Origin of the sequence: Spirosoma taeanense, assembly GCF_013127955.1 — a bacterium.
GTDB classification, from domain to species: domain Bacteria; phylum Bacteroidota; class Bacteroidia; order Cytophagales; family Spirosomataceae; genus Spirosoma; species Spirosoma taeanense.
The window spans coordinates 2,500,517-2,522,959 of record NZ_CP053435.1 but is presented as its reverse complement, the minus strand read 5'-3'; the positions used below and the strand labels follow the sequence as shown (position 1 = coordinate 2,522,959).

The window sequence follows — 22,443 nt, the reverse complement described above, 5'->3', positions numbered from 1 at the left end:
TGATTTAACCCAGAACAGCGGTCAGGATAATTCAGCCGGCTTTCGCATCAATACTCCAATGCACCCGGCAGGGCCTTTGCCTGCTCCACAAAATCAGTAATCTGTTCTACGGACGGCGGACGTTGGGTAAACTGCCGGACGCTGTTGATCTCAATCAGCTTTGCGTGCAGATTTGTGGCCGACCGTTGAGCCAGCTCCTTTACTGTATCCACGCCTGCTTCTTCCATTAAATCACTATAAACCCGACCAATGCCTTTAATTCGGGCCAGATCGGCGCGGTTTGCGAGTTCCAGAATCACCTGTGTTGATACACCGGTGGCATCGGCCAGCGCTTTTCGGTTCTGGGGGGTCCTGGCGGCTTCCAGCAAAGCTTCACTGTCATTTAATCCATGCCCTTTCAGCGCTTTCAGAACCGGGTCAGTAATTCCCCGTAGTTCTCCTAACGTAATGCTCATAGTTATAACAGTATAGTAAATGATACGAAAACAGCCTGTCCTTCAGACCGTTGGACACATTATCAGGAAACAAGATACTTTCTCCGGGTATCGTTCAGGAGAAATTTTTTTTGAACGGTGAAACTTTCCGGATGCATTTGGGAAAACTCGGCTTTCCACTCCTCATAACGCGCCGGTTCGGCAGCCAGAAACTGCTCTGCGTCAATTTTCTTCAATAGAAGGTACTCCTCAAACGTCATGAAGATGAATCTGCCGTTTAGGCAGGCTTTTAGGGTAATTACCGCGCTATATGGAGCCGTCGCAGTGAAAGGCGACCGAACCAGGTCATCAAAAGTGCCAGAATGACGCGCTGCCGCCGGGGAATCTATGAAACTTTTGTCCTGGAACAGAACATGACAGAGACTCCGTTCATCTAACAAAACAACTTTTATGGACACCCAGCTTGTGGCTTATCCCGACCCGGTTTCGCAGCCGGGCGGATTGGGCGAACAGGATTCGATCTTGCTCGATGCGTATTCTAATACGGTGGTAAATGTAGCCAAAAAAGTCAGTGCGTCGGTCGTTCAGATCAAGGTCAGCGGGCGAAGAATCCCTACAGCACCGGCGAATCAGCCCCGCCGTCGTCCCAACGGCAGCGAAGAGGCCAGCGGAACCGGCTCCGGTTTTATCATCTCGACCGACGGCTACATCATCACCAACAACCATGTAGTAGCGGGAGCCAGTCGTATCGACGTGTCCCTGCCCGAACGAACCGATGGTCCCTCCCGCGATTATGAGGCTATGCTGATTGGTCGCGATCCCGCCACCGATATTGCCGTGCTGAAAATATATGCCGACGGCCTGCGGGCCATTCGGTTTGCCGACTCTGGACAGCTACAGGTCGGTCAGATTGCCATTGCCATTGGCAATCCCTACGGCTTTCAGTACTCCCTGACGGCGGGCGTAGTGAGCGCCCTCGGCCGCACGCTCCGCTCCGAATCGGGACGGCTCATCGACGACGTTATTCAGACCGACGCAGCCCTGAACCCCGGCAACTCGGGTGGGCCGCTCGTGAACTCCAACGGCGACGTTATTGGCGTCAATACGGCCGTTATACTGCCTGCACAGGGCATCTGCTTTGCGGTATCGTCGAATCTGGCCGCGTTTGTAGCCGGAAAGCTGATCATGGAAGGGCGCGTTCGGCGGGGCTATCTGGGCATTGCCGGTCAACTCATCAACCTGACGGAACGGATCAGGCTGTATAATCAACTCACGGTCAGAACTGGCGTCGTGGTTACCAGCGTCGAAGCTGATGGCTTCGCGGGAAATGCCGAACTACTACCCGGTGATATCATTGTCGGGTTTAATGGCCAGCCCGTTTCGACGGTCGATGATTTGCACCGGCTGCTGACCGACGATACCATTGGTCGATCCATTCAGCTGTCAGTTCTGCGCGAAAACCGTCAGAAAGGCATCATCGTGATCCCGGGCGAATTGAAATAACCGACGCGTAGCCGTTTGTTTTTAACCCGCCCGAGAATATATTTCGGGCGGGATATTTTTTACCGGCAAATACATTTACTGGATTACGTATAAGGCCAATGTGCTATGATTCAATCTGCTGGGCTTTACACTGGCACTGTCAATTTGGAGACTTTTATGGGTTGATGTAGGTTCGCAGTGATTATTCAACCTTTCACTCCCTCTATGAAGCGCATACTTCCCCTCCTGCTCGTTCTGGTGGCTTTTTCAACCCAGGCACAGAACTTCAGACCGGTTAAGTTTAACCTGTCTCTGGGTTATGCTAAACCTACGGGCTCCGGTGCATCGGGCGGCATTCTGGCATCGCTCGAACCCAAATACGGGGTTAACGATCAGCTTGATCTGGGGCTGCGAATCGAACTGGCCGCTATGGCAAGGGCTTATATTCTCAATGGCCAAAACACCGAAGGTGAATTTAAAGCGGCAAGCTCGTATCTGGCAACTGGCACCTACCTGCTTTCACAAACCGGTTTCCGGCCTTACGTTGGGGTTGGAGTTGGGCTGTTTACAACGGCTGGCACCAGCCTGAACTCGAACAGCAGCACTGGCAACACCGGTGGCTCGATTGCCGTTGGGAACAAATTTGGGGGGATGGTCCGCGCGGGTTTCAAAACCGGTCATTTCAATCTGGGCCTTGAGTATAACCTGGTTCCGCCATCCAAAGGCGTTTTGATTGGTAGTAATGGACTCAGCACCAATTACGAGAGCGCCAATACCTACTTCAGTCTGAAACTTGGGGTTGATATTGGTGGTGGTCCGTATTGACCCCGGCTCGCATACAGACAACCCCTCTTCTACGACCGCCGGTTGTGAGCGTTCTTTAAGTAGATTTTTACAGGCAGCGTGCGCTCTTTACGGTTATGCAATCAGGTTTTACCCCGCAAATAATCCAATTTTAGTACCTTTCGCGCGCTCAACAGGACGCCTTCCGGATCGTTGCTGCTGACATTCCGAAGACTTTGCCATGCATTATGGACCAGCAAGCCAGTATCGACTTCATTACCCAGAGCGATTTTCAAAAAATTAAATATGCCTTTACCGACATTGACGGCGTTTTGCGGGGTAAAGTTATCCATCGGCAAAAATTTCTGGATGGCCTGACGGATGGTTACGGTTTCTGCGACGTTGTCTGGGGCTGGGATTCTGCCGACACCCCCTACGATAACGGACAGCTTACCGGCTGGCATTCCGGCTACCCCGATGCGCCCGTCCGGCTTGATCTGACGACCCTGCGGCAGATACCCTGGGAAAATAACATCCCGTTCTTTCTGGCGGATTTCAGCCGACCCGACGGTAATGATCTGGCGGCCTGCCCCCGGTCGCTGCTCAAACGGATAGCCGCACAATGCCGTGAGCTAGGCTTTCATGCCGAATATGCGCAGGAGTTCGAGTGGTTTAATTTTCGCGAAACGCCCCAGAGTCTGCAGCAGAAAGGCTTTCAGAGGCTGGAACCGCTCACGCCTGGTATGTTCGGCTACTCGATTCTGCGGCCTTCACTCGAAAGCAAATTCTACCACGACCTGTTTGATTGGCTGATTCAGTTCGATATTCCGCTCGAGGGGTTGCATACGGAAACGGGCCCTGGCGTGTACGAAGCGGCCATCATGCACGACGAGGTGGTGCGGGCCGCCGACAAAGCCGCTCTTTTCAAAACGGCCGTTAAGGAAATTGCCTACCGGCACGATCTGGTGGCTACGTTCATGGCCAAGTGGAATGCTGATCTGCCGGGCTGCAGCGGCCATATTCACCAGAGTCTGTGGGATCTGAACAAGACCCGGAACCTGTTTTTTGATTCGGCCCGCCCGAACAATATGAGTGAGCTGATGCGCCAGTTCATTGCCGGTCAGCTGCACTGCCTGCCCCATATTACGCCTATGTTTGCCCCGACCATCAACAGTTATAAGCGCCTGGTTGAAGGAGCCTGGGCACCAACTACCCTTACGTGGTCGATGGACAACCGGACAACGGCGCTGCGCGTTCTGAATCATAAGGCAGCTTATACCCGCGTTGAGCACCGGGTTTCGGGCGCCGACACGAACCCGTATCTGGCCATAGCCGCTGCCCTGGCGTCGGGGCTATATGGTATCCGGCACCAGCTTCCCCTCACCGTGGCTGCTTCAGTTGGCAATGGTTATGCCGACAAACAAAACGGCGTTCTGCCAACGAACCTGGCCGATGCCACGATGGCAATGGCCCACTCGCCTATCGCCACCGAACTCTTCGGAGCCGAATTCGTTGACCACTTCACCCGCACCCGCGATTGGGAATGGCGGCAGTACGCCCGCCAGGTCAGCGACTGGGAACTGAAGCGATATTTTGAAATAATTTAATAAAAAGTTAAACGTTTGTAGTTATCAAACCCAATTACAAACCACAGACTGCAAACCTTAAACGCGTTCATGCGACTTGTTGATTACCCTGCAATAATCCGTAAAGCCTGGGCGGACTTCGACGCTTCGGTGCAGATTCATACCATTGAAGATATCAGCGCGAAGGTTTCAACCAACCACGTGTTCAAAGTTACCTTCGATAACGGCGACCATATTATTGCCAAACTTTCCTATTTCGGGAAATACGAACATTTTCTGGAAGATCACCGCATCATCCACGCGCTGGCCAACAACCTGCTGTATCCATTCGAGAATGTACTGGCGAAATCGCTGGTGCGCGACGGGCAGGTGTATACTTACCGGCACCGGGAAGGGATTGTCGATGCTTGGGTGGTGTTCTATAACCCAATCCGGATTCAGAGGAAGCTGCCCCGCCGGCTGGATGAACACCAGATTCAGGCGCTGGGCCGGCAGATAGCCAAGTTTCATCAGGCCTGCGCGCGCGTCAGTACGGTATTACCCAAATCATCGAAAACGTTACGTTCCGACATCTGGGATATGCTCGATATGCTTGAAACGGAAACCGGGCAGTTTGAACACCGGATGCATGTCGATGAGCTGAAACGACAGTGTGAATTATTCCTCACTAACCGACAGAAACTCGTGGCTAAAACCGTCGAAACCATGCCCGTATTCGTGGACTGGAACATCGGCAATTTCTCGGTAACGGATAACTTTGAACTGTATTCCCGCTGGGATTACGACTGGTTCCGGATTAGCTATCGGGTGCTGGATTTTTACTTTTTCAGCCGGGTTACCTCCGACGTCGGCGACCGGACGGTCTTTAGTTACCAGATTAGCCCGCTGGCCGAAGACCGGTTCCTGCTGTTTCTGCAGGAATACCACAAGATTTATCCCCTGACCGAGAACGAGATTCGCTTTCTGCCCGAAGTGTACCGTTTCTTTATCCTGAACTACGTCATAAAATACGGTCGATACTTTTTCCATCGAACCTACGCCACCAAGCTCCAGCGCGAAGCATACGAGATTTATTTTCCGTCGATTGAGCAGTTCGACACCGATAAGATTCTGCGGGCGCTGAAACTGTGAAGCCTCTCAACCCGGAGCAGATCAGCGGCTCGAAAATCGCTTGACGCGCACGGGTCGGCCATTCGGTTCGAGTTCAATGTTGAGTTTAGTAGGCGCATTATCTGGGTCGACCCGGTAAGCGACTGTTTTCCGGACGGACGGAGTCTGAACGGGTACTATCTCAAGCTGGTACTGGCCTACGGGTAGATAAAGCGTAAAATTGCCTTGTGCGTCGGCATAAGTACGATAAACTTCACCACTCTGTCCGAAGGTTTCGATCCGGTGTTGTTCGAGATCGTAGGGCAGACTTTCGTATTTGACCCGGTTATAATGCAGTTGACCGCTTACTCGCCAGGTTTTACGGATTGCTATATCCCGCTGCATGGATTTGCCCACGCGCAGGGTATCCTGAAACCAGACCGGCTCACCCGTCGCAAGTTTACTGACTGTCCGGACCTGATGCAGCCCGGGTGCAATATCTTTGCAGATGACGGCTCCTTTTTTATCAGTGATCAGCGTCGCAGTCCCCACGTTAACGATTAGCCCATCGAGGTAATTTTCGTCGCCATCTTTCATCTGGTTAGCGTTTTGGTCCTCGAAGAATCGTAGCCGTAAAGTCCGACTTGTTTTAAACGGTGACCGCTTGAATAACTTTGTCACCTCAAATCGAAGCTGTGAATCCTGCCAGGGAACGGCCGCAATATCAGCAAACTGATTTGCGTAGGAAAGCAGATTAGCCTCAAAACGAACCAACAGGTTATCCTTCATCGCATAGGTAATGCTATTGTACGACAGCCCACTCCATGACCTGGTGATACTGTTAAAGGTGAGCCCGCCCCCGACATTAAGCAGTAGCCGATTATCGAGCAGGCGAACCTGCCACGACGGAGAAATAGAAATTTGCCGGTAAGCCCCCGGACTTCCCCTTCCCGGCAGTCGGTCGTTTATCAGAAACACCCCCCGCTGGTAAAAACCCGCCAGATTTAGCCGGTTTATACCCAGCGAACCGTAATACCGAAACGAAGGCTGTTTAAATCTATCGGTCGGGGGTGCTACACCATTTACCAGTCCGGCATCCACACCCGCTTCCAACCGCACCCCTCTCTGGGTTTCCAGCCGCAGGGACGTCAGCAGCCGATACGACTCTGAACGCTGCATGGCGCTGCCGGGCAATGACTGCTGCTGAATCCAGAAATAAGGCCGCAGCAGCCAGGTCAGACGATTGAACTGCTGCGCCATCGTCATCTCGGCTATGGTGTTGCCGTACCGTTGTCGACTTACCTCCTTTGCGGCCGTGTAAATTCGCTGATCATACTGAACCTGGCTAAACCTATAAGCGAGTTGTGTTGTACGCCATTTTTTATAAGTCAAACTTTGATCAATGAGAGCTGCCCCGCGCTGAATGCCTCCATAAACGGGACTGCTGAAATTAGCTGACGCCCGAATCTCCAGGATTTCACCTGTTCGTTCATAACCGCCCGCCAGCGCCCAGCCAACGGTCTGCTGTCGGTTAGCCTGTCCCGGCGACGCTTCTATGCTCTGCCCCGCCATAAGTCGAAATTTCGTTCGTTTGTCAGGCTGCCACAGTGCCGTGGCAAAGTTCAGCACTCCGGCCCGATTGTAACGTTGCTGGCGATAATAGCTGCTGCTGGCTTCATAAACCGCTACGCCCGACAAGGGTATTCGCCCGGACAGGCGCAGCGAATATGTCTGGTCGACACCCGACTGGCTAAGACCGGGCACCGACTGGTTGATGCCGGGTAAATTAGCAAGCCAGTTCGACTGATTCCGTAAGGCCCACCCTTCCAGACGGGTAGATTCGCCCAGCATATGTGAAAACTTCACCCCCACGCCAATCAGCGCCAGTTCGTGATAATCAAACAGGCTCCCTACTCGCAGCTGGAAATCGGACTGCTGATACTGCAGGTAGGTATCGCGTAGTTCATGGTAACGCTGACCAATGTAATTAAGGTAGTGAGCCTGATAGGTCAAACTTCCTTTAACCAGATCTTCCTGTCCCCAGGCCCGCACCTCCCGCACCATCCCGGCCGCACCGAACCGACTAAGGCTCAGCGCTATGCCACCCGCGGCAAGGTCGTTCTGGCGTTTTTCCGTTAGTCGCTTGGTCGATGACAGCAGCACCGGTCGACAAACAATGCTGCCAAGAAGGAGTCCAGCCACGTCGCCTGGCAGCAATTCCTGCGCTTCAATAGCCAGGTCATACGTTCGATCCCACTGCACCGACCTACCAACCAGACAAGTCAAGGTCAGGATTGTATCAGTACGGGCACTAACCGTCAGCACCGGATGCAGCTGCGTCAGCCGAAAACCTCCTGGTATAGAAAAAAGCGTTAATCGGACCTTACGGGGTCGGGGGCCCTGATTAGAGAAGTTTAGTAGTATAGGCAGCGTATCCTGCCCGGCTGAAATATAGGGGGCTTCGTGAATGAGCGAGAACGTCAATATTGACGGTATATTATTGTTCTGCCTGACGACAAACTCGATGACGGATGCTTCAGCTGGGTCATCCTGAAGAGTTTCAAGGCGGACTACAGCCTCGGTTTGAATCCAGCTGCGATCTATTAAAAATTTGAGCGAAAGCTTTCGGGATGTGTGGGGAGCCAGAGACAAACTGGCTGGTAGCTGCGTCAGCAGGCGAAAGGCATTAGGTGCTATCAGTTTAAGTCGTACGTTTCTAACCTGATCTGTTGAGTTCGTCAGTGTGATCTGATTAAAAAATGTACTTCCAGGCGCACCCTCTAAGTGTGGTTCTTTAACAACTAAGCGAGTTGGCTGCGGCTTATCGACCCAGTTTGCTAGTGCTGAAAACGTTAAAAACCAACTAAACAGTAAATATTTTATCATTAATAATTCTATTTTTTTTGATACCAGTACTAAGTACTTTACATTTGAGTAAATATAGTATCTTTTTAGTTAACAGTTCACTTTACTTAATCTATAAAACCTATTTTTATGGTATTTCAACCAACATTAAATGTGCAGCGACTAGCTATTGCGAGTCTACTAATGATGGGGCTCGGAACAATTCCGGCCTTTGCTCAGTCGTCGGGGACATCAACAATGAATGTCAAGCTGAGCGATGTGCTGGAATTGAAGATAAACACCGCTAACGTTGATATTGAGTTTGCCACACCGGCTGATTACAATAATGGTGTCACCAAGCCCGTCCCGAATCAGTTAACCGTAACGTCGAATCGTCCTTACGATTTGAAGATCAAAACTTCGGGCTCCGATCTGGTTAACGGACAAAACCTGATTCCGGTAAGTAACATTTCAGCCCAGACGACCGGTACGGGGCTAGGTACGCAGTCAGTCGTATCGGCTCTTTCGACTACCGACCAAACGCTGGCAACGGCTGTACCACCTTCAATGTCGAAGCAGATTTCCATGCAGTTTTCCACGGCCGCCGGTAACAGCGCTTTTTTAAAACCATCAGGTGATTATACGACCACGCTGACGTTTACGGCTACAGCCAACTAGGCTAAAAAGTAAACAAGGACCGGTCAAGACTGTCTTGACCGGTCCTTGTTTACTTTTTAATGCCTGTACGCATATTCCCTCCGGGATAATTTATAATACTGCGAACACACTCCAACCGGGCATAGACCAGCCAACCGTAACGTAAATTGTTAAATATGCTTTATACTACTTTACTGAGGCAGGCTATACGTCTATCTCTAATTATCTTTTGCCTCAGCTATGGATCCGTCATGGGTCAGTCGTCGGGCAACGCCACGCTGACCACCAATATATCAGACGTACTGCAGGTAACTGTCAATGTTACTACCGTTAGCCTCAACTTTACAACCCCGGTAAATTATATCAATGGGGTTTCCTCGGCAGTCTCCAACCAACTGACGATAACCTGCAACCGTGCTTACGATTTGAAAATCAAAACCTCCGGTACGGATATGGTGAGTGGCAGCAACACCATTCCGGTAAGCAACATTTCAGCCCAGACGACCGGTACGGGGCTAGGTACGCAGTCAGTCGTATCGGCTCTTTCGACCACCGACCAGTCGCTGGCGACGGGAATTCCAGCTTCGATGTCGAAACAGATTTCCATGCAGTTTTCCACGGCCGCCGGTAATAATGCATTTCTGAAACCAGCGGGTGCTTATACAACCACCCTGACGTTTACAGCTGTAGCTAATTAATCCACATCTCGTTCTGGCAGAATTTCTATGCGTTCGTTCAATAGCAATGATATTCCCTTGTTTCGTTTTTTATTTTTATTCCTGGCCATAACCAGCCGGACCTTCGGACAGGCTGGCTTTCAGGTTGAACCACCGAAAGTATATTTCGAGGAAAAAAATAACAAACTTGCTCCTGTTCGTATCAAAGTCACTAACCCAAGTGCTGTGCGAATGGTGATTCGGGCAAGCTGCGTTGACTGGCGACGCGATTCGCTCGGCGAAAAGCAGTTTCACCCTGCCGGCTCGTTACCGTCCTCCTGCTGTCCCTACCTGCGAGTGCAGCCTGAAACCGTTGAACTTGAGCCGGGTAGTCAACAGGAGGTGCTGGTGTCCCTCAATCCTGATAAGCTAGGCAATCAGCAGCTACGGAATGGAATGCTGATGCTGACGCAGATAAACGAACGCGAAATTGCCGAAGCCCAGGGACGTAAATCTGGGTTTATCTTCAAAGTTCAGATCGGGGTTCACCTGTACCATATACCAGCCGCCGTTAAACTGAAAACAATGGAGATTGATACGCTCTTTCTCAGCCACAACAAAGAGGTTCAGCAACTGCAGGTGCGTGTACGTAATGCAGGTGAGCTCGACCTGGAAAGTCAGTTACGGGTTGAGTTAACGAACCTGCAGACGGCTGAGGAAATTAAACTACCGCCGGTGCCCGTTAACACCATGCCCGGAGAGCGAATCTGGTTGAAGACTCTATTGCCCGAGAAGCTGGCCAAAGGGCGATATCTGATTATCGCTATTATTGACAGCGGAACTGATATTCCGCTGCAGGTGGCCGAACTTGAAACCGATATGCCATGAAGCATTGGGTCTGGCTAAGCCTGTTAAGCTGGTTGGGAATTTCACAAGCACGTGGACAGGTAACAGCCATCACTATACTTGACCCGGCCATTGACTTATATGTGCAAACGGCGGCAGACTTTCAGAACGGCGTTTCAGTTTCGGAGCAGACATTAGCCTTGACCGTAGCTGCCAATAAAAACATTACGCTTCAGGTACGGGCTTCCGGGAACCTTATCAGCGGTGTCAACAGCATTCCCATTGGCTCAATGTATGTGCAGGTCACCAGTTCGACTCCAGTACAGGCGGAGAAACAGCTTTCGACAACTGCCCAAACGATTCTAAGCGGCACAGTCAGCTCAGCCTATTCGTCTCGTCCGATAACAATCAAATACCGGCTGGCCCCCGGTACCGATATATTTAAACCCAAAGGAGCTTATAAAACTACCTTAACCTTCACCTTCTCGGCATTGTAACAGCACGAATTGCCTCAACTTGCTGGTGGATCAGATTCCGTTCGGCTTATTTTGACGGCAAACTCGTATTTTTGGTGGCCGCTGCACCCACGCAAGGACGTTTTGAACGCTCAAAACGATTCGATCACTGGTGCCAAACCCTGATTCATGCAACTCGCCGATTTCAAAGAGGTAGCCGCCAACTATAAAGTCATTTTCTTCGATGCCTTCGGCGTTCTCAAAAATTACGAAGGTCTGCTGCCGGGTATCGAACATACCTTCGCCTGGATGCGCGACAATGATAAATCGTTTTACGTCCTGACGAACGATGCGTCGCGCGGACCGCGGGAACTGGCCGAATCCTATTACCGGCAGGGTTTCTACGGCATTCCCCCCGACCGGATTATTTCATCGGGTATGCTGGCGCGGGAATACCTCGACCTGAAAGTACACCACGGCACCGTGGCGTACCTGGGCACCGAAAATTCGGCTCATTACCTCGAAACAACCGGGCTTAAAACCCTGCCTATCAGTCAGGTTGACTTAACCGACGTAGCCGACATCAACGCGCTGGTGATGCTGGACGACGAAGGGTTCGACTGGAATACCGACCTCAACAAAACCGTTAATCTGCTGCGGAAACGTAACATTCCGGTTATCGTAGCCAATACTGACGAAACCTACCCCGTCTCCAAGAACCGCATTGCCATTGCCATCGGCGCCGTGGCCGAAATGATCGAAACGATAGTCGGGAAGCAGTTTATCCGGTTTGGCAAACCCGACGCCCAGTTGTTCATGTTTGCCTATGAACGACTCGAAAACGCAGCCCATGTCAGCAAAAAAGACATTCTGATGGTGGGCGATACGCTCTTTACAGATATCATCGGCGGGAACAAATTTGGGCTGGATACCGCGCTAGTGCTCAGCGGCAACACCCAGCCGCAGGACGCCGAGATTCTGATTCGAAGCACCGGGATTATTCCGACCTATATCTGCGAATCGGTCCTGATTCCCGAATAAGCAGACTCTACTCCTTAGGCAGGATAAGCGGGTGAAACCGAACGCCTTTAACGCGGCTGAATTCCAGCGAAGGCGCCGGAATCTTGAAAAACTGCGCCGTCCCGATAAACCGCTGCAGGGCGGGTGAGAACGTTCCAACCCGCGACAGATCGGCATCGGGCGAGAGAAAAAACTGGCGATAGCGCGTAAACTGCAGCTCGTTGCCATTCGAATCGAACACGCGCGGGTTTTCGTGGCCGCCGACCATCCCGCTGCCGCTATACCCCAGATCCAGGTTGAGCCAGCGCGGAAACGACGGTCCCACCGGCAACGCCGACGCCAGATTAACCGATAGCCAGTACTGCTGGCCGTTATAGTCCTTAAGCATCTGCTGGCCGGTCGTTTTACCGAGCAGGTTAGGACGATATGGTGGGAAAATCGTTTTACGGAAACCGTATTTCATACTCACCACCTGCTGACCAGCGCCGTACTGCTGCCCCACGAACAGGGCAGTCCCGGCTACGTTGGCCAGCATATCTCCTTTCGAAAAGCCCCAGCCTTCGGCATGGCCGTCATACACTTCGAGGGTAGTCTGAAACAGTAACGCCAGCAACCCGCCCGTCAGGATACTGGCGCGTTCGTTCACGCCACTCCAGCGCATCAGTTCATAGCCGCCCCGGCTCATGCAATAGGCGGTAGCTGCGTGGCCAACTTTATCCATCTGCAACCACTCCCCATTGTCGTTGAAGCTATGAAACGGAACGCTCTTTTTATACCACTGCTTGCGCAGCATCAGGAGCGTAAGGGTATAGAAAGCCGCCGTTCCGACCACAACCCCAAGGAAGCGCCCCTGCCGAATACCCGACGGGTCGGCGGGGCCCGGCATCGCGGGCATGGGTTGCGCCCGAAGGGACTGGCCGAGCATCAGGACGCATAAACCAACCAGAACCAGCGCCCGAATCCAACTATTCATTTCGTAAAAGTAGGCTTAAATCACTTTATCAACTGCGCCAGTTCAGCCTCGGATACTGTCAGCAAACCAACTTTGGGCAGTCGGCGGGTGAGTTCGCGCCAATTCGGGTCCTGTGCGTAGATAGCCCGAAGCATCCCGGCGGCTTTCGATACCTGTTTGGTATTGGCCAGGGCGATGGCGGTCCAGTACTGCATTTCCAGATTTTTGGGAAACATCTTCATGGCCGCCCCGTATTCCTGCATGGCCGTTTTCATGTCATTTTTCTCTGTAGCCAGATCGCCGTTGTTCATGTGCTCGTAGGCCCGATGCACCCGCAGCAGCCGGGCCAGTTCAGCAAGGGGCTGATTGGCATCATCCACGCGCAGGTCGACCAGGTGGTTGTCGTTCCAGGGTTCTGTGGTGGCTTTGCCTTTCACTACGAGCAAAACGGCCGACTGCCGCCCGCGAATATCGCCCCCGACGGCCTGGGCCGCGTTGAGCGCCGACAGAACCCGCTCGGGCAGGGCCAGTCCGGCGTTTTTTTCGAAAGCAGCCGCCATTGCAGCCGGAACCGTGTTGTTCAGCATCATATTGGCCTGAACCGAGTAATTCGTGCCTTTCTGGTGGCCAGCAAAGTCAATGCATTTTTTACCCGTATGAACCGCTACATTCCCCTTTACGTCGGCGATGGCCACCTGCCGCACGTCGCGTCCTTCGTCGGTGAGAAGCAGCTCGTCGAGGGCCTGCTGCGCCGTTTTTCCTGCTTTTAGCAAGGCCAGTCCACGTAAACCGAACGATTTGTTGGTGAACGACTGCGTCGCCACAACGCCAACGCCTGCTTCGCCCCACGATACCGACGTGCCAACGCTGAACCAGTGACTCTGCACTCCTACGGCCAGATCGCCGGTTTTTTCGTCACGGGCCACGATGGAAAACGTATGGGCGAAAGGATCACCACTACGCGTGTGCTGGGCCCATATAGTAACCGGTAAAAGAAGAATGGAAAGAAACAGACGCATGATTCATTCAGGTTATAGTCGTCAAATTTACAGGTAACGCTTAATTTATCATGAATGCTACTACTTAGAAACGCCAGACCCGTAATTTGCGGCCATTTACTCTACCAGTTATGAGTCTTGAACAATCCCCTCCCCTGACCCGCGCTCAGGAATCCCGCGTGGCTATCGAACGCTTATATATCACCATGCGCCACCTGTTCAACCGGGGTTTTTATAAACCCTCAGGCGTATCGGGCGAAGAGATCCGCCGGGCGCTGCTTATCCTTCAACCCGAAATTTACGGTCTGGTGGGCGATCCGCAGCGGGTCGAACTCGACGGGCTGGTTTACGTCATGGACCGGCTGCCCAAAGGCATTGAAGCCTGCCGGATCATTACACTGGCTTCGCGGGAAGGCTTCGAATATTCGCACTTTCCGGTGCTGGTACCCGCCAAACGCCGGCGGAACTGCTACCGCGTCGATCAGGAGCAGATGGTGATTGAGGTTACCAATGGCCGCAGTGAAATTTACGACATCCTGACCCACCTGACGTTCATGTTCATGGAAGCCGATAAAATCCGGCGGAACGCGTTTCAGGAGCGGGGCAGCAAAACCCGCGAATGGGAGAAGCTGGAAGCCATCATCCGGGCGGGAGGTATGGTCAACGAAGATGAACACGAGCTGGCGCTTACGTACCTGAGTTCCATCCTGGGCCGTACCTTCGAAGAGACCCAGCGCGCTTACCGACGGTTTGAAGAAACGGCCGGCACCAATAACGGGCTATTTCAGATTGTCTATAACCTGGGCATGGTTTCTATAAGCGAGATTCGCGAAACGGGGGTTGACCGTGAGATCAACTTCACGCCCATGCTCCGCGAGCGCGTTGGACAGCATCTCTACGGCGAACGCTGGGCTACCCGCATCAAACAATACATCTGGGAAAACAACCTCCAGGAACGCCCCCTGCACATCATCAGCGCCAACCCGCACAGCGTTATGAACTGTCTATACGGACCGGCAGCTCTGGAAAACACAACGACCTGGGATGACCTTTACGACCTGGCCCTGAAATTAAGTCAGCCAGGTCAGCAGGAGCTACGCCAACAGGTTTCTGACTATACTCTGGCGCATGGTCTGCATGAACTCGCCGATACGGGCGGTACCAACCTGCTGGTTCAGCTGATTGATACGGCCCGTATCAATATTCCCCAGCTATCTCCCGAAATCAGCCACGATCCGGCGCAGGTGCAGGCTGCCCAGCCGCTGCTACTGGTCATGGATTATGCCTTTGGCGAGCAAGCTTTTGAGGCTATGGATGAGCTACTGAAACCCTACGAACCGCATGAGGAGCCGTACTCGCTGAACGTAGCCTCCATTTCAATCATCGGTAAAGCCGGGATTCTGACCGGCGGCAAAGGCGATCTGATGCTGCCCACCTCCCACATTTTTGAAGGTACTGCCGATAACTATCCGCTCGATAACGATTTCTGCAAAGCCGATTTTGAAGGCCACGGCCTCGCCGTCTATGAAGGGGCGATGATTACGGTGCTGGGCACGTCGCTGCAGAATAAAGATATTCTGAGCTATTTCCGGAATTCCTCCTGGAAAGCGGTGGGGCTGGAAATGGAAGGCGCGCATTACCAGAAGGCCATTCAGTCGCACGTAGCAATTCGAAACAGCGTGCCCCCGAACGTAAAGGTGCGTTACGCCTATTACGCTTCTGATAACCCGCTCATTACGGGCGGCACGCTCGCGTCGGGCAGCCTCGGCACCCTGGGCGTAAAGCCTACGTATCTCATCACGATCAAGTGTCTGGAGAAAATTTTCAGCCAGCATGTGACGGCTCAGGAGGCCCCCGTTGCTGAATAGGACGCGTGGATGACTGCGTTTGCTTTCGAAAGCAAACGCAGTCATGAGTGTTTCGGTTGTATCCCTATGGCTATGTTTCGGTTTTACGGTGAACTCAACGATTTTTTGCCGAATCGTCGGCGGTATAATGCCTTTTCGCATACGATCAGCGGACGCGTATCGGTCAAGGACGTAATTGAATCGCTGGGGGTGCCTCATCCGGAAATCGGCCTGCTACTGGTCAATAGTCAATCCGTTGATTTTTCGTATCTCGTACAGGATACCGACTTTATCAGCGTCTATCCCGCTTTCGCCCAGCTCGACGTAAAAACGGTTTCGCGGGTTCAGCCAGAGCCGCTGGCAGAATTTCGGTTTGTGCTGGATGTGCATCTGGGGACGCTGGCAACCTACCTGCGGCTGTTTGGCTTCGACACGCTCTACCGGAACGATTACAGTGATGAGGAACTGGCCTGTATCTCGCATACCGAGGGGCGGATGCTCTTAACCCGGGACCGTGGCCTGCTGATGCGCAGTCTGGTTGAGTACGGTTATTTCGTCCGACACACCAACCCCAAACAACAGCTCGTTGAGATTCTGCACCGGTTTCGGCTGACCGCAGAGACCCGTCCATTCGAGCGCTGCCTGACCTGCAACGGTCTGCTGGAGCCAATCGCCAAAGAAATCATACTGGCGCAGCTCCCGCCGAAAGTACGCGAAGGGCAGGACCTATTCTGGCGCTGTCGGCAGTGCGGACAAGTGTACTGGCGGGGCACTCATCACGAGCGCATGCAGCGGTTTATTGATGCAGTCAACCAGAAATTAATTTCGGAATAGTATCTATCCAATACGCAACTTCACATAAGTCACTTTGTCGGGCCTAGCTTCACTTTCCGGAACAACCAACCCGGCAAAATTGTAATATACCGGGGGAATCTCCAGCTAACATTATGGCTAAGAAGAAGACTACAAATCAAAAAGGCCCGGATGTCATTCTAATCGGAGCCGGCATCATGAGTGCCACTTTGGGTGTGTTGCTGAAAGAACTGCAACCAGACCTGACTATTGAAATTTATGAACGTCTCGACAGCGCGGCTGCCGAAAGCTCCGACGCCTGGAACAACGCCGGCACGGGCCACTCGGCTTTCTGCGAGCTGAATTATACCCCCGAACGCGAAGACGGCACCATTGAAACCTCGAAAGCGATCAAGATTGCCGAATCGTTTGAACAGTCGAAACAGTTCTGGGCGTACCTCGTCCAGAAGGGTTTTCTGAGCGACGCGCCCAACTTCATCCGTTCCATCCCGCACATGAGCTTCGTGTGGGGCGAGGATAACGTAAAGTACCTGCACAAACGCTACGACGCGCTTCAGCAGAACTATCTGTTCCATGGCATGCACTACTCGGAAGACCCAGCGCAGTTAGCCGAATGGATGCCGCTGGTTATGGATGGCCGCGACCCGGCCCAGCCCGTAGCCGCCACCCGTATGGACATCGGTACAGACGTAAACTTTGGTGCCCTGACCCGGGCCATGTTCCGGCGGCTGAGCGATATGCCGGGTGTCCGGCTGTATTTTGCTCACGAAGTGCGCGATCTGTGGCGCTCCAAGTCGCTGGGCGGATGGAAAATGCGGGTGGAGAACGTAACGACCAACCAGGTCCGTGAGGTGCAGTCTGATTTCATTTTCATCGGCGCTGGTGGTGGTTCGCTGCGGCTGCTCGAAAAATCCGACATCCCCGAAAGCCGGGGCTTCGGTGGCTTCCCCGTCAGTGGACAGTGGCTCAAATGCACCAATCCTGACGTTATTGAACAGCATCAGGCCAAAGTCTACGGTAAAGCGTCGGTCGGTGCTCCGCCCATGTCGGTGCCCCACCTGGACACCCGCATGATCGAAGGCAAGCGGGAACTGCTATTCGGTCCCTACGCTGGTTTCTCCACCAAGTTTCTGAAGAGTGGATCATATATGGACCTGCCGAAGTCTATTCAACTGAGCAATATGGCCCCCATGCTGATGGCCGGTCTGCATAATATTCCGCTGACCCGGTATCTAATTCAGCAGGTGATGCAGTCGCCCGAAGACCGGCTAAACGCGCTGAAAGAATATTTCCCGAACGCACGCATGGAAGACTGGGACCTGGAGATTGCTGGTCAGCGGGTGCAGGTGATCAAGAAGGACGAAAACGAAGGGGGTGTTCTGGAGTTTGGCACGGAGGTAGTCAGCGCGGCCGATGGCAGCATTGCCGCTTTGCTGGGCGCTTCGCCGGGTGCTTCGACGGCCGTCTCCATCATGCTCGATCTAATGAAGAAGTGCTTTCCGACCCGACTGGATTCACCCGAGTGGCAGCAAAAGCTAAAGGAAATGATCCCGTCCTACGGGCAAGTTCTGGCGAAGAACCCCCAACTCGGGCATGAACTTCGCCGACACACCAGTGAAGTGCTGGGCCTGACTCAGGAAGAGCAGATGCCCGAAGTAACCCGGTAAGATTTTTCTTACGTCAGGATTAAAGCCCGACTATGGCGACGAACCATAGCCGGGCTTTTTCGTTGCCTCCCTGCACGTTGACTGAGGCATAATTGGTATCTGATAAGTAAGCGAACCTATCCTTCTTGTTTATACGTTAACGGCGCTCTCCGGCGCAGTCCATTTCTTATGCTCATGACGCTACCCAAAAACGCCCGAATCAGACTCGCCGGAATAGTGTGCAGCCTGATTGGCTTCGGCCCCTTTGCCACGGCTACTCCTTACTTATCAACTGATACACTAGCTACAAGCCGGCAGGACACCGGCTGGCGACAGCTTTTCAACGGCACCGACCTCAGCGGCTGGCGGCACGTAGGCAAGGGCAGCATGTTTGTCGAGAACGGCCTGATTCGTGGCAAAGGTGGACTGGGTCTGTTGTACTGGACAAACGAGAAATTTGGCAACTGTACCATCCGGGTAGTGTACCGAATGCAGAAAGAAAACAGCAACTCGGGCGTGTTTATCCGCATACCCATTGAACCCCGCGAGGAGTGGATGCCCGTTTTCTACGGCTATGAGGTCCAGATCGACAATCACCCCGAAACCTCGGGTGAAGACGATTACCACGTTACCGGGACGCTCTATTCGCTCACCAAACCCTTAGCCAAACCCGGTAAGCCCGGCCCTCAGTGGAACACTATGGAGATTACCCTCGACGGGCCACGAACGATTGTCGTCGTCAACGGCGTAAAAGTGACCGACTACCGCGAAGGTGACCCCACCCCCGCCCGAAAATTTGATTTTGAGCCTTTTCCCGGTCGCCGACCTGACTCGGGTTACATTGGTCTGCAAAATCACGGCGACGACGATGTTGTCTATTTCAAAGACGATGTTGTCTATTTCAAAGAAGTATCCGTAAAGCCCTTATCCGCCCATTAGCCTACACCTGAAAACCTTCCTGAGCCTGTACAACTCACACTTTGTTGGCTGCAACACGCTCTTTAAATTACAGTCCAATGAAACATACCCTATTCATTCTTTTGGCTATCTCCTTCAGCGGAGCTTTGGCCCAATCGAACAAAGAATCAGCTTCCGCAGCCGTTAGTGCGCTTACCATCCAAAAAGGCAAACCAGTCTGGATGCTGACTTACTTCCGTCAACGGTATCCGACGCGGATTGAAATTGATGCTAAGGGAAATACGGTTGAGGTGCCCCTGCCAGACCCCATGCTGATCAATAAACTACACATCGCCTTGTCTACTGATGGCCGCCATTGGACGCCGTTAAACGATAACAAACCGGTATCGGATCAGCATATGCGCGATCCTTACGTACGTCGGGGGCCGGATGGGCTCTGGCGAATCATGTCAACCGGGGGCGGACAAGGGCTCGACCGGGAAAAGGTTGGGCCAAGCTGTCTCTACCTAACCTCTAAAGACCTGATTCACTGGCAGGTTGAAGGTTCGTTACCCCTGATGAAAGACGTACGGGATGAGTCGGGAGCCTTGGCCCGAAATATCTGGGCGCCCGAATGGTTTTATGATGATAAAACAGGTGATTATATCTTACTCTGGTCTTCCTCCTTTAAAGATGCCGGCTGGAAAGAAAGCCGGCTCTGGTACTGCAGAACCCGCGACTGGAAAACATTTACGCCGGCCAACGTACTGTTTGCGCCTTCCTACTCGGTAATTGACGGTACCCTGCAGGAACACAACGGAACGTATTATCTCTTCCATAAAGAGGAAGAATTTGGTGCCAAAACCGGAGAACGGAGAGCCATTCGGGTAGCTACCGCCAGGAACCCCGAGGGCCCATACACCCTCGTTGAAGGCCCCCTGAATAACGGTCAGATAGTTCCGGTCATTACCGAAGGTCCAACCGTAGCCAAAGATCCCCTCAAACCAGGCTGGCTGTTGTACTACGATTATTGCATGACGAACCGTTTTGGCGCTTCTTACTCCTCAGATTTGATTCACTGGACGGTTGAAGAAGACGTAAGCTTTCCATCCGAAGCCCGGCATGGTTGTGTTTCGCTATTGACGTTCGGAGAAGCCAAAACGCTGATCGAAACATATACCAGTAAAACTGACAAGTAACGTTCAGTAAACGCAGAGGTAAAGCAGTTTAGCAGCGACTTGAATTTTGTCTCATCCGTGCGGCTCAGACAGTGTATTGACACTTCTCAGTAACAGGGCAGATATGCGCTCAACTGAAGTTCTATGACTGAGCCCTACACGGTTGGCTATATACCATTTTACATAAACCAGTTCCAGTATCGCCATGATTGAATATGCGTTCGTTTCCAGGCGCTTTAGGTATTAGTCTTCCGGGCGGTCTGTCTGCCCCTGTCAGTTCGCAGCGGGAAAAGGCCCCATCAGGGTCAACCACCAGCTTCTGCCATACCAGGACGCCTGAGCCAGATATAGCTGAGAATGGTCAAGCTATACACGCCGGGTAAGTTCCTCTTTGCCTGCCACTCTGTGATTATTTCACAACCGGGCAGAACTACTTATTGCACAATTTAAAAAATTTGTATAATTTTTTATTTTTGCAGCTATACGTCATAAAAGCTTCATGACTTTTCAGCCACAGGACCAGGCGTTATGGCAGGACTATCGCGCAGGGAATAAACAGGCATTGGGTTTACTGGCCGAACGCTATTATGGTGTGCTGAAGCACTATGGGCTAAAATTCATGGTTGAGGATGCGGTAGTTGAGGACTGTATACAGGAGTTGTTTTTGCAGCTCTGGCAAAATCGCTCACAGATTAACGAAACGGATTCCGTTAGGCATTACTTACTAAAATCCATCCGGCACCATATCCTTCAGTATCTACGGGCACATAAACGATTAAAATGTGAAGAACTGGACTGGGATACGTCAGTAGTGGAAGAGACGGACTCCGAAACCTTGCTGATTCGAGAGGAGTCACTGGTCAGCATGACGAAAATGATTCAGGATCAACTGGCTGCACTACCTGCCCGTGAGCGTGAAGCTTTGTACTTGCGTTACTACGAAAATCTATCCATACCAGAAATTGCCGAGGTTATGAATGTAAATCGACAATCGGTATCCAATTTTCTACAGAAAGCCCTTCACAAGCTTCGAAGTCGATGGCTTGTTCACACACTTGTGGTCATTTGCCTTTTTTTTCAAAATATCTTCTCGAAGTAGGGTATAAGCGAACTGGAACTCCATACTATCATTAAAAATAGTAGAAAAGTACCAATGCAGCAGCCGCCCGACCCTCTTTCAACCGTTGACGATTTTCTTGAGAATGATGCTTTTCGAACGTGGGTTCGGGAAAGGCACCCGGCCGATCAGGCCTACTGGGAGCAATGGCTGGCTCAACATCCCGAAAAAAGGGACCTCTACGAGCAGGCTGTAGCAACCTTTCTGGTAATCCAGGGCAAGCGAGCTGAGGTGTCTGACCAACAGAGAAAAGATAAAGCAGAGCAAATTCTGGAGCAGCTTCCTTCTCCTCTTACGATCACCAGGCCTTTATGGCATTGGGGGCGCTGGATGGCCGCAGCCGCCGTTGTCTGCCTGCTTGTCTGGTGGCAATCCGATAGGTTGGGCTCTGACCGCTTAGCCACCTTAGCTGAACACAACAGTCGGCAGTTGAATGAGCAGGAGTGGAAGACGGTAAAGAACGTAACGGGACAGCCATTAGTCGTGCTCCTGCCGGACAATTCTTCGGTTCTGCTATCATCAGGTAGCCAGCTACGTTATCCCAAACAGTACATACATAAACTCCGGGAGGTGTATCTGCAGGGAGAAGGTTTTTTTGAAGTGAGCAAGAATCCGGCTAAACCGTTCATCGTTTACACCCCCAATCTAACCACTAAAGTTCTGGGAACCAGCTTCCAGGTACGTTCTTTCGACAAAGAAATAACGGCTTACGTGAAGGTAAAAACGGGTAAAGTTTCGGTTATCCCAGCCGCTTCCCCCGATGAACCCGTTCTGCTGATGAAAAACGAACAGCTTAGTCTCGAAACCAAAACGGATAAGATCAGTAAAGGCGGTATCCTTTCGTCGAAGGAAAATTCATCAGCCATTGTCAATCAGCCATTCAAGTTCGACTTCGCGCCGGTGCCCGACATTTTTACGCAACTGGAAGCAAGCTATCATATGCCCATTCGGTATGATCGGCACCTTCTCAGAAACTGCACCTTTACCGGACAACTCAACGACGTACCTTTTCTGGAGAAAATCCGGCTTATCTGCCTCACGATTGAGTCTACGTTCGAAATCATTGACAACCAGGTCATTATCCACAGCCAGGGTTGTACGTAATTGTCTCTTTAACACGTAATCAAATCATCACCTATGGTA

Annotated in this window: 21 protein-coding genes; 16 read left to right on the top strand and 5 right to left on the bottom strand. The window is 52.2% G+C overall.

The annotated features are described in order from the left end of the window. Window positions 1–47: 47 nt before the first annotated feature. Entirely contained in the window at window positions 48–455 is a 408-nt protein-coding gene (locus HNV11_RS10650) for a DUF4332 domain-containing protein (RefSeq protein WP_171739644.1), read from the bottom strand. Window positions 456–517: 62 nt separating this feature from the next. After that, window positions 518–694 (bottom strand): hypothetical protein, encoded by a 177-nt coding sequence (locus HNV11_RS10645; RefSeq protein ID WP_171739643.1) that lies wholly within the window; start codon window positions 692–694, stop codon window positions 518–520. 190 nt (window positions 695–884) lie between these two features. Here HNV11_RS10645 and HNV11_RS10640 point away from each other — a divergent pair, with 190 nt between their 5' ends. The 4 genes from HNV11_RS10640 (at window position 885) to HNV11_RS10625 (ending at window position 5,416) form a co-directional block, all read left to right on the top strand. After that, window positions 885–1,937, top strand: a complete 1,053-nt coding sequence (locus HNV11_RS10640) for a S1C family serine protease (protein WP_171739642.1) — start codon at window positions 885–887, stop codon at window positions 1,935–1,937. Between the two features lie 204 nt (window positions 1,938–2,141). Further along, window positions 2,142–2,741 carry a hypothetical protein gene (locus tag HNV11_RS10635; protein ID WP_171739641.1) on the top strand — a complete coding sequence of 200 codons (600 nt, stop codon included), beginning with the start codon at window positions 2,142–2,144 and terminating at the stop codon, window positions 2,739–2,741. A gap of 206 nt (window positions 2,742–2,947) precedes the next feature. Continuing rightward, the gene (locus HNV11_RS10630) at window positions 2,948–4,306 is read left to right on the top strand and encodes a glutamine synthetase family protein (protein ID WP_171739640.1); all 1,359 of its coding nucleotides are present in this window, start codon (window positions 2,948–2,950) and stop codon (window positions 4,304–4,306) included. Between the two features lie 69 nt (window positions 4,307–4,375). Beyond that, a complete protein-coding gene (locus tag HNV11_RS10625) occupies window positions 4,376–5,416 on the top strand; it encodes an aminoglycoside phosphotransferase/kinase family protein (RefSeq protein WP_171739639.1) in 1,041 nt (346 codons plus the stop codon). A gap of 21 nt (window positions 5,417–5,437) precedes the next feature. On the opposite strand, the gene HNV11_RS10620 is transcribed toward HNV11_RS10625, so the two are convergent. After that, entirely contained in the window at window positions 5,438–7,858 is a 2,421-nt protein-coding gene (locus HNV11_RS10620; protein ID WP_171739638.1) for a hypothetical protein, read from the bottom strand. Between the two features lie 510 nt (window positions 7,859–8,368). Between HNV11_RS10620 and HNV11_RS10615 the strand changes: the two genes are divergently transcribed. The 5 genes from HNV11_RS10615 to HNV11_RS10595 all read left to right on the top strand — a co-directional run bounded on the left by HNV11_RS10615 (window position 8,369) and on the right by HNV11_RS10595 (window position 11,873). Beyond that, a complete protein-coding gene (locus HNV11_RS10615; protein WP_171739637.1) occupies window positions 8,369–8,896 on the top strand; it encodes a hypothetical protein in 528 nt (175 codons plus the stop codon). 230 nt (window positions 8,897–9,126) lie between these two features. After that, complete coding sequence (locus HNV11_RS10610; protein ID WP_171739636.1) at window positions 9,127–9,573, top strand: hypothetical protein; 447 nt, start codon at window positions 9,127–9,129, stop codon at window positions 9,571–9,573. Window positions 9,574–9,600: 27 nt separating this feature from the next. Then, complete coding sequence (locus tag HNV11_RS10605) at window positions 9,601–10,419, top strand: hypothetical protein (protein ID WP_171739635.1); 819 nt, start codon at window positions 9,601–9,603, stop codon at window positions 10,417–10,419. Further along, window positions 10,416–10,874: a hypothetical protein gene (locus HNV11_RS10600; RefSeq protein WP_171739634.1), complete on the top strand. Its 459-nt coding sequence runs from the start codon at window positions 10,416–10,418 to the stop codon at window positions 10,872–10,874. Before HNV11_RS10605 ends, HNV11_RS10600 begins: the two co-directional genes overlap by 4 nt. Before the next feature lie 147 nt (window positions 10,875–11,021). Continuing rightward, on the top strand, window positions 11,022–11,873 hold the full coding sequence (locus HNV11_RS10595) for a TIGR01459 family HAD-type hydrolase (protein ID WP_171739633.1): 852 nt from the start codon (window positions 11,022–11,024) through the stop codon (window positions 11,871–11,873). A gap of 7 nt (window positions 11,874–11,880) precedes the next feature. Here the strand turns inward: HNV11_RS10595 and HNV11_RS10590 are convergent, their stop codons facing one another. Both HNV11_RS10590 and HNV11_RS10585 read right to left on the bottom strand, forming a co-directional pair. After that, the gene (locus HNV11_RS10590) at window positions 11,881–12,825 is read right to left on the bottom strand and encodes a DUF2279 domain-containing protein (protein WP_171739632.1); all 945 of its coding nucleotides are present in this window, start codon (window positions 12,823–12,825) and stop codon (window positions 11,881–11,883) included. A 20-nt stretch (window positions 12,826–12,845) separates the two neighbouring features. Then, complete coding sequence (locus tag HNV11_RS10585; protein ID WP_171739631.1) at window positions 12,846–13,823, bottom strand: DUF1028 domain-containing protein; 978 nt, start codon at window positions 13,821–13,823, stop codon at window positions 12,846–12,848. Window positions 13,824–13,933: 110 nt separating this feature from the next. On the opposite strand from HNV11_RS10585, the gene HNV11_RS10580 reads away from it, so the two are divergent. From HNV11_RS10580 to HNV11_RS10550, 7 genes are all read left to right on the top strand, one after another. Continuing rightward, the gene (locus HNV11_RS10580; protein ID WP_171739630.1) at window positions 13,934–15,670 is read left to right on the top strand and encodes a DUF6909 family protein; all 1,737 of its coding nucleotides are present in this window, start codon (window positions 13,934–13,936) and stop codon (window positions 15,668–15,670) included. Window positions 15,671–15,742: 72 nt separating this feature from the next. Further along, entirely contained in the window at window positions 15,743–16,483 is a 741-nt protein-coding gene (locus tag HNV11_RS10575) for a Mut7-C ubiquitin/RNAse domain-containing protein (RefSeq protein WP_240163914.1), read from the top strand. Window positions 16,484–16,596: 113 nt separating this feature from the next. After that, on the top strand, window positions 16,597–18,129 hold the full coding sequence (locus HNV11_RS10570) for a malate:quinone oxidoreductase (RefSeq protein WP_171739629.1): 1,533 nt from the start codon (window positions 16,597–16,599) through the stop codon (window positions 18,127–18,129). 174 nt (window positions 18,130–18,303) lie between these two features. Beyond that, complete coding sequence (locus HNV11_RS10565; RefSeq protein ID WP_171739628.1) at window positions 18,304–19,047, top strand: 3-keto-disaccharide hydrolase; 744 nt, start codon at window positions 18,304–18,306, stop codon at window positions 19,045–19,047. A gap of 77 nt (window positions 19,048–19,124) precedes the next feature. Next, window positions 19,125–20,204: a glycoside hydrolase family 43 protein gene (locus tag HNV11_RS10560; RefSeq protein WP_171739627.1), complete on the top strand. Its 1,080-nt coding sequence runs from the start codon at window positions 19,125–19,127 to the stop codon at window positions 20,202–20,204. 478 nt (window positions 20,205–20,682) lie between these two features. Beyond that, complete coding sequence (locus tag HNV11_RS10555; protein ID WP_171739626.1) at window positions 20,683–21,282, top strand: RNA polymerase sigma factor; 600 nt, start codon at window positions 20,683–20,685, stop codon at window positions 21,280–21,282. 54 nt (window positions 21,283–21,336) lie between these two features. Beyond that, the gene (locus HNV11_RS10550) at window positions 21,337–22,404 is read left to right on the top strand and encodes a FecR family protein (RefSeq protein ID WP_171739625.1); all 1,068 of its coding nucleotides are present in this window, start codon (window positions 21,337–21,339) and stop codon (window positions 22,402–22,404) included. Window positions 22,405–22,443: the final 39 nt, after the last annotated feature.

Excerpts from the sequence above, each read along its gene's own strand:
- HNV11_RS10625 (WP_171739639.1), top strand. The coding sequence starts at position 4,376 with ATGCGACTTGTTGATTACCCTGCAATAATCCGTAAAGCCTGGGCGGAC.
- HNV11_RS10635 (WP_171739641.1), top strand. The coding sequence starts at position 2,142 with ATGAAGCGCATACTTCCCCTCCTGCTCGTTCTGGTGGCTTTTTCAACC.
- HNV11_RS10565 (WP_171739628.1), top strand. The coding sequence starts at position 18,304 with ATGACGCTACCCAAAAACGCCCGAATCAGACTCGCCGGAATAGTGTGC.
- HNV11_RS10595 (WP_171739633.1), top strand. The coding sequence starts at position 11,022 with ATGCAACTCGCCGATTTCAAAGAGGTAGCCGCCAACTATAAAGTCATT.
- HNV11_RS10600 (WP_171739634.1), top strand. The coding sequence starts at position 10,416 with ATGAAGCATTGGGTCTGGCTAAGCCTGTTAAGCTGGTTGGGAATTTCA.
- HNV11_RS10605 (WP_171739635.1), top strand. The coding sequence starts at position 9,601 with ATGCGTTCGTTCAATAGCAATGATATTCCCTTGTTTCGTTTTTTATTT.
- HNV11_RS10610 (WP_171739636.1), top strand. The coding sequence starts at position 9,127 with ATGGGTCAGTCGTCGGGCAACGCCACGCTGACCACCAATATATCAGAC.
- HNV11_RS10630 (WP_171739640.1), top strand. The coding sequence starts at position 2,948 with ATGGACCAGCAAGCCAGTATCGACTTCATTACCCAGAGCGATTTTCAA.
- HNV11_RS10580 (WP_171739630.1), top strand. The coding sequence starts at position 13,934 with ATGAGTCTTGAACAATCCCCTCCCCTGACCCGCGCTCAGGAATCCCGC.
- HNV11_RS10575 (WP_240163914.1), top strand. The coding sequence starts at position 15,743 with ATGTTTCGGTTTTACGGTGAACTCAACGATTTTTTGCCGAATCGTCGG.
- HNV11_RS10590 (WP_171739632.1), bottom strand. The coding sequence starts at position 12,825 with ATGAATAGTTGGATTCGGGCGCTGGTTCTGGTTGGTTTATGCGTCCTG.
- HNV11_RS10585 (WP_171739631.1), bottom strand. The coding sequence starts at position 13,823 with ATGCGTCTGTTTCTTTCCATTCTTCTTTTACCGGTTACTATATGGGCC.
- HNV11_RS10560 (WP_171739627.1), top strand. The coding sequence starts at position 19,125 with ATGAAACATACCCTATTCATTCTTTTGGCTATCTCCTTCAGCGGAGCT.
- HNV11_RS10570 (WP_171739629.1), top strand. The coding sequence starts at position 16,597 with ATGGCTAAGAAGAAGACTACAAATCAAAAAGGCCCGGATGTCATTCTA.
- HNV11_RS10640 (WP_171739642.1), top strand. The coding sequence starts at position 885 with ATGGACACCCAGCTTGTGGCTTATCCCGACCCGGTTTCGCAGCCGGGC.
- HNV11_RS10555 (WP_171739626.1), top strand. The coding sequence starts at position 20,683 with ATGACTTTTCAGCCACAGGACCAGGCGTTATGGCAGGACTATCGCGCA.
- HNV11_RS10550 (WP_171739625.1), top strand. The coding sequence starts at position 21,337 with ATGCAGCAGCCGCCCGACCCTCTTTCAACCGTTGACGATTTTCTTGAG.
- HNV11_RS10645 (WP_171739643.1), bottom strand. The coding sequence starts at position 694 with ATGACGTTTGAGGAGTACCTTCTATTGAAGAAAATTGACGCAGAGCAG.
- HNV11_RS10615 (WP_171739637.1), top strand. The coding sequence starts at position 8,369 with ATGGTATTTCAACCAACATTAAATGTGCAGCGACTAGCTATTGCGAGT.
- HNV11_RS10650 (WP_171739644.1), bottom strand. The coding sequence starts at position 455 with ATGAGCATTACGTTAGGAGAACTACGGGGAATTACTGACCCGGTTCTG.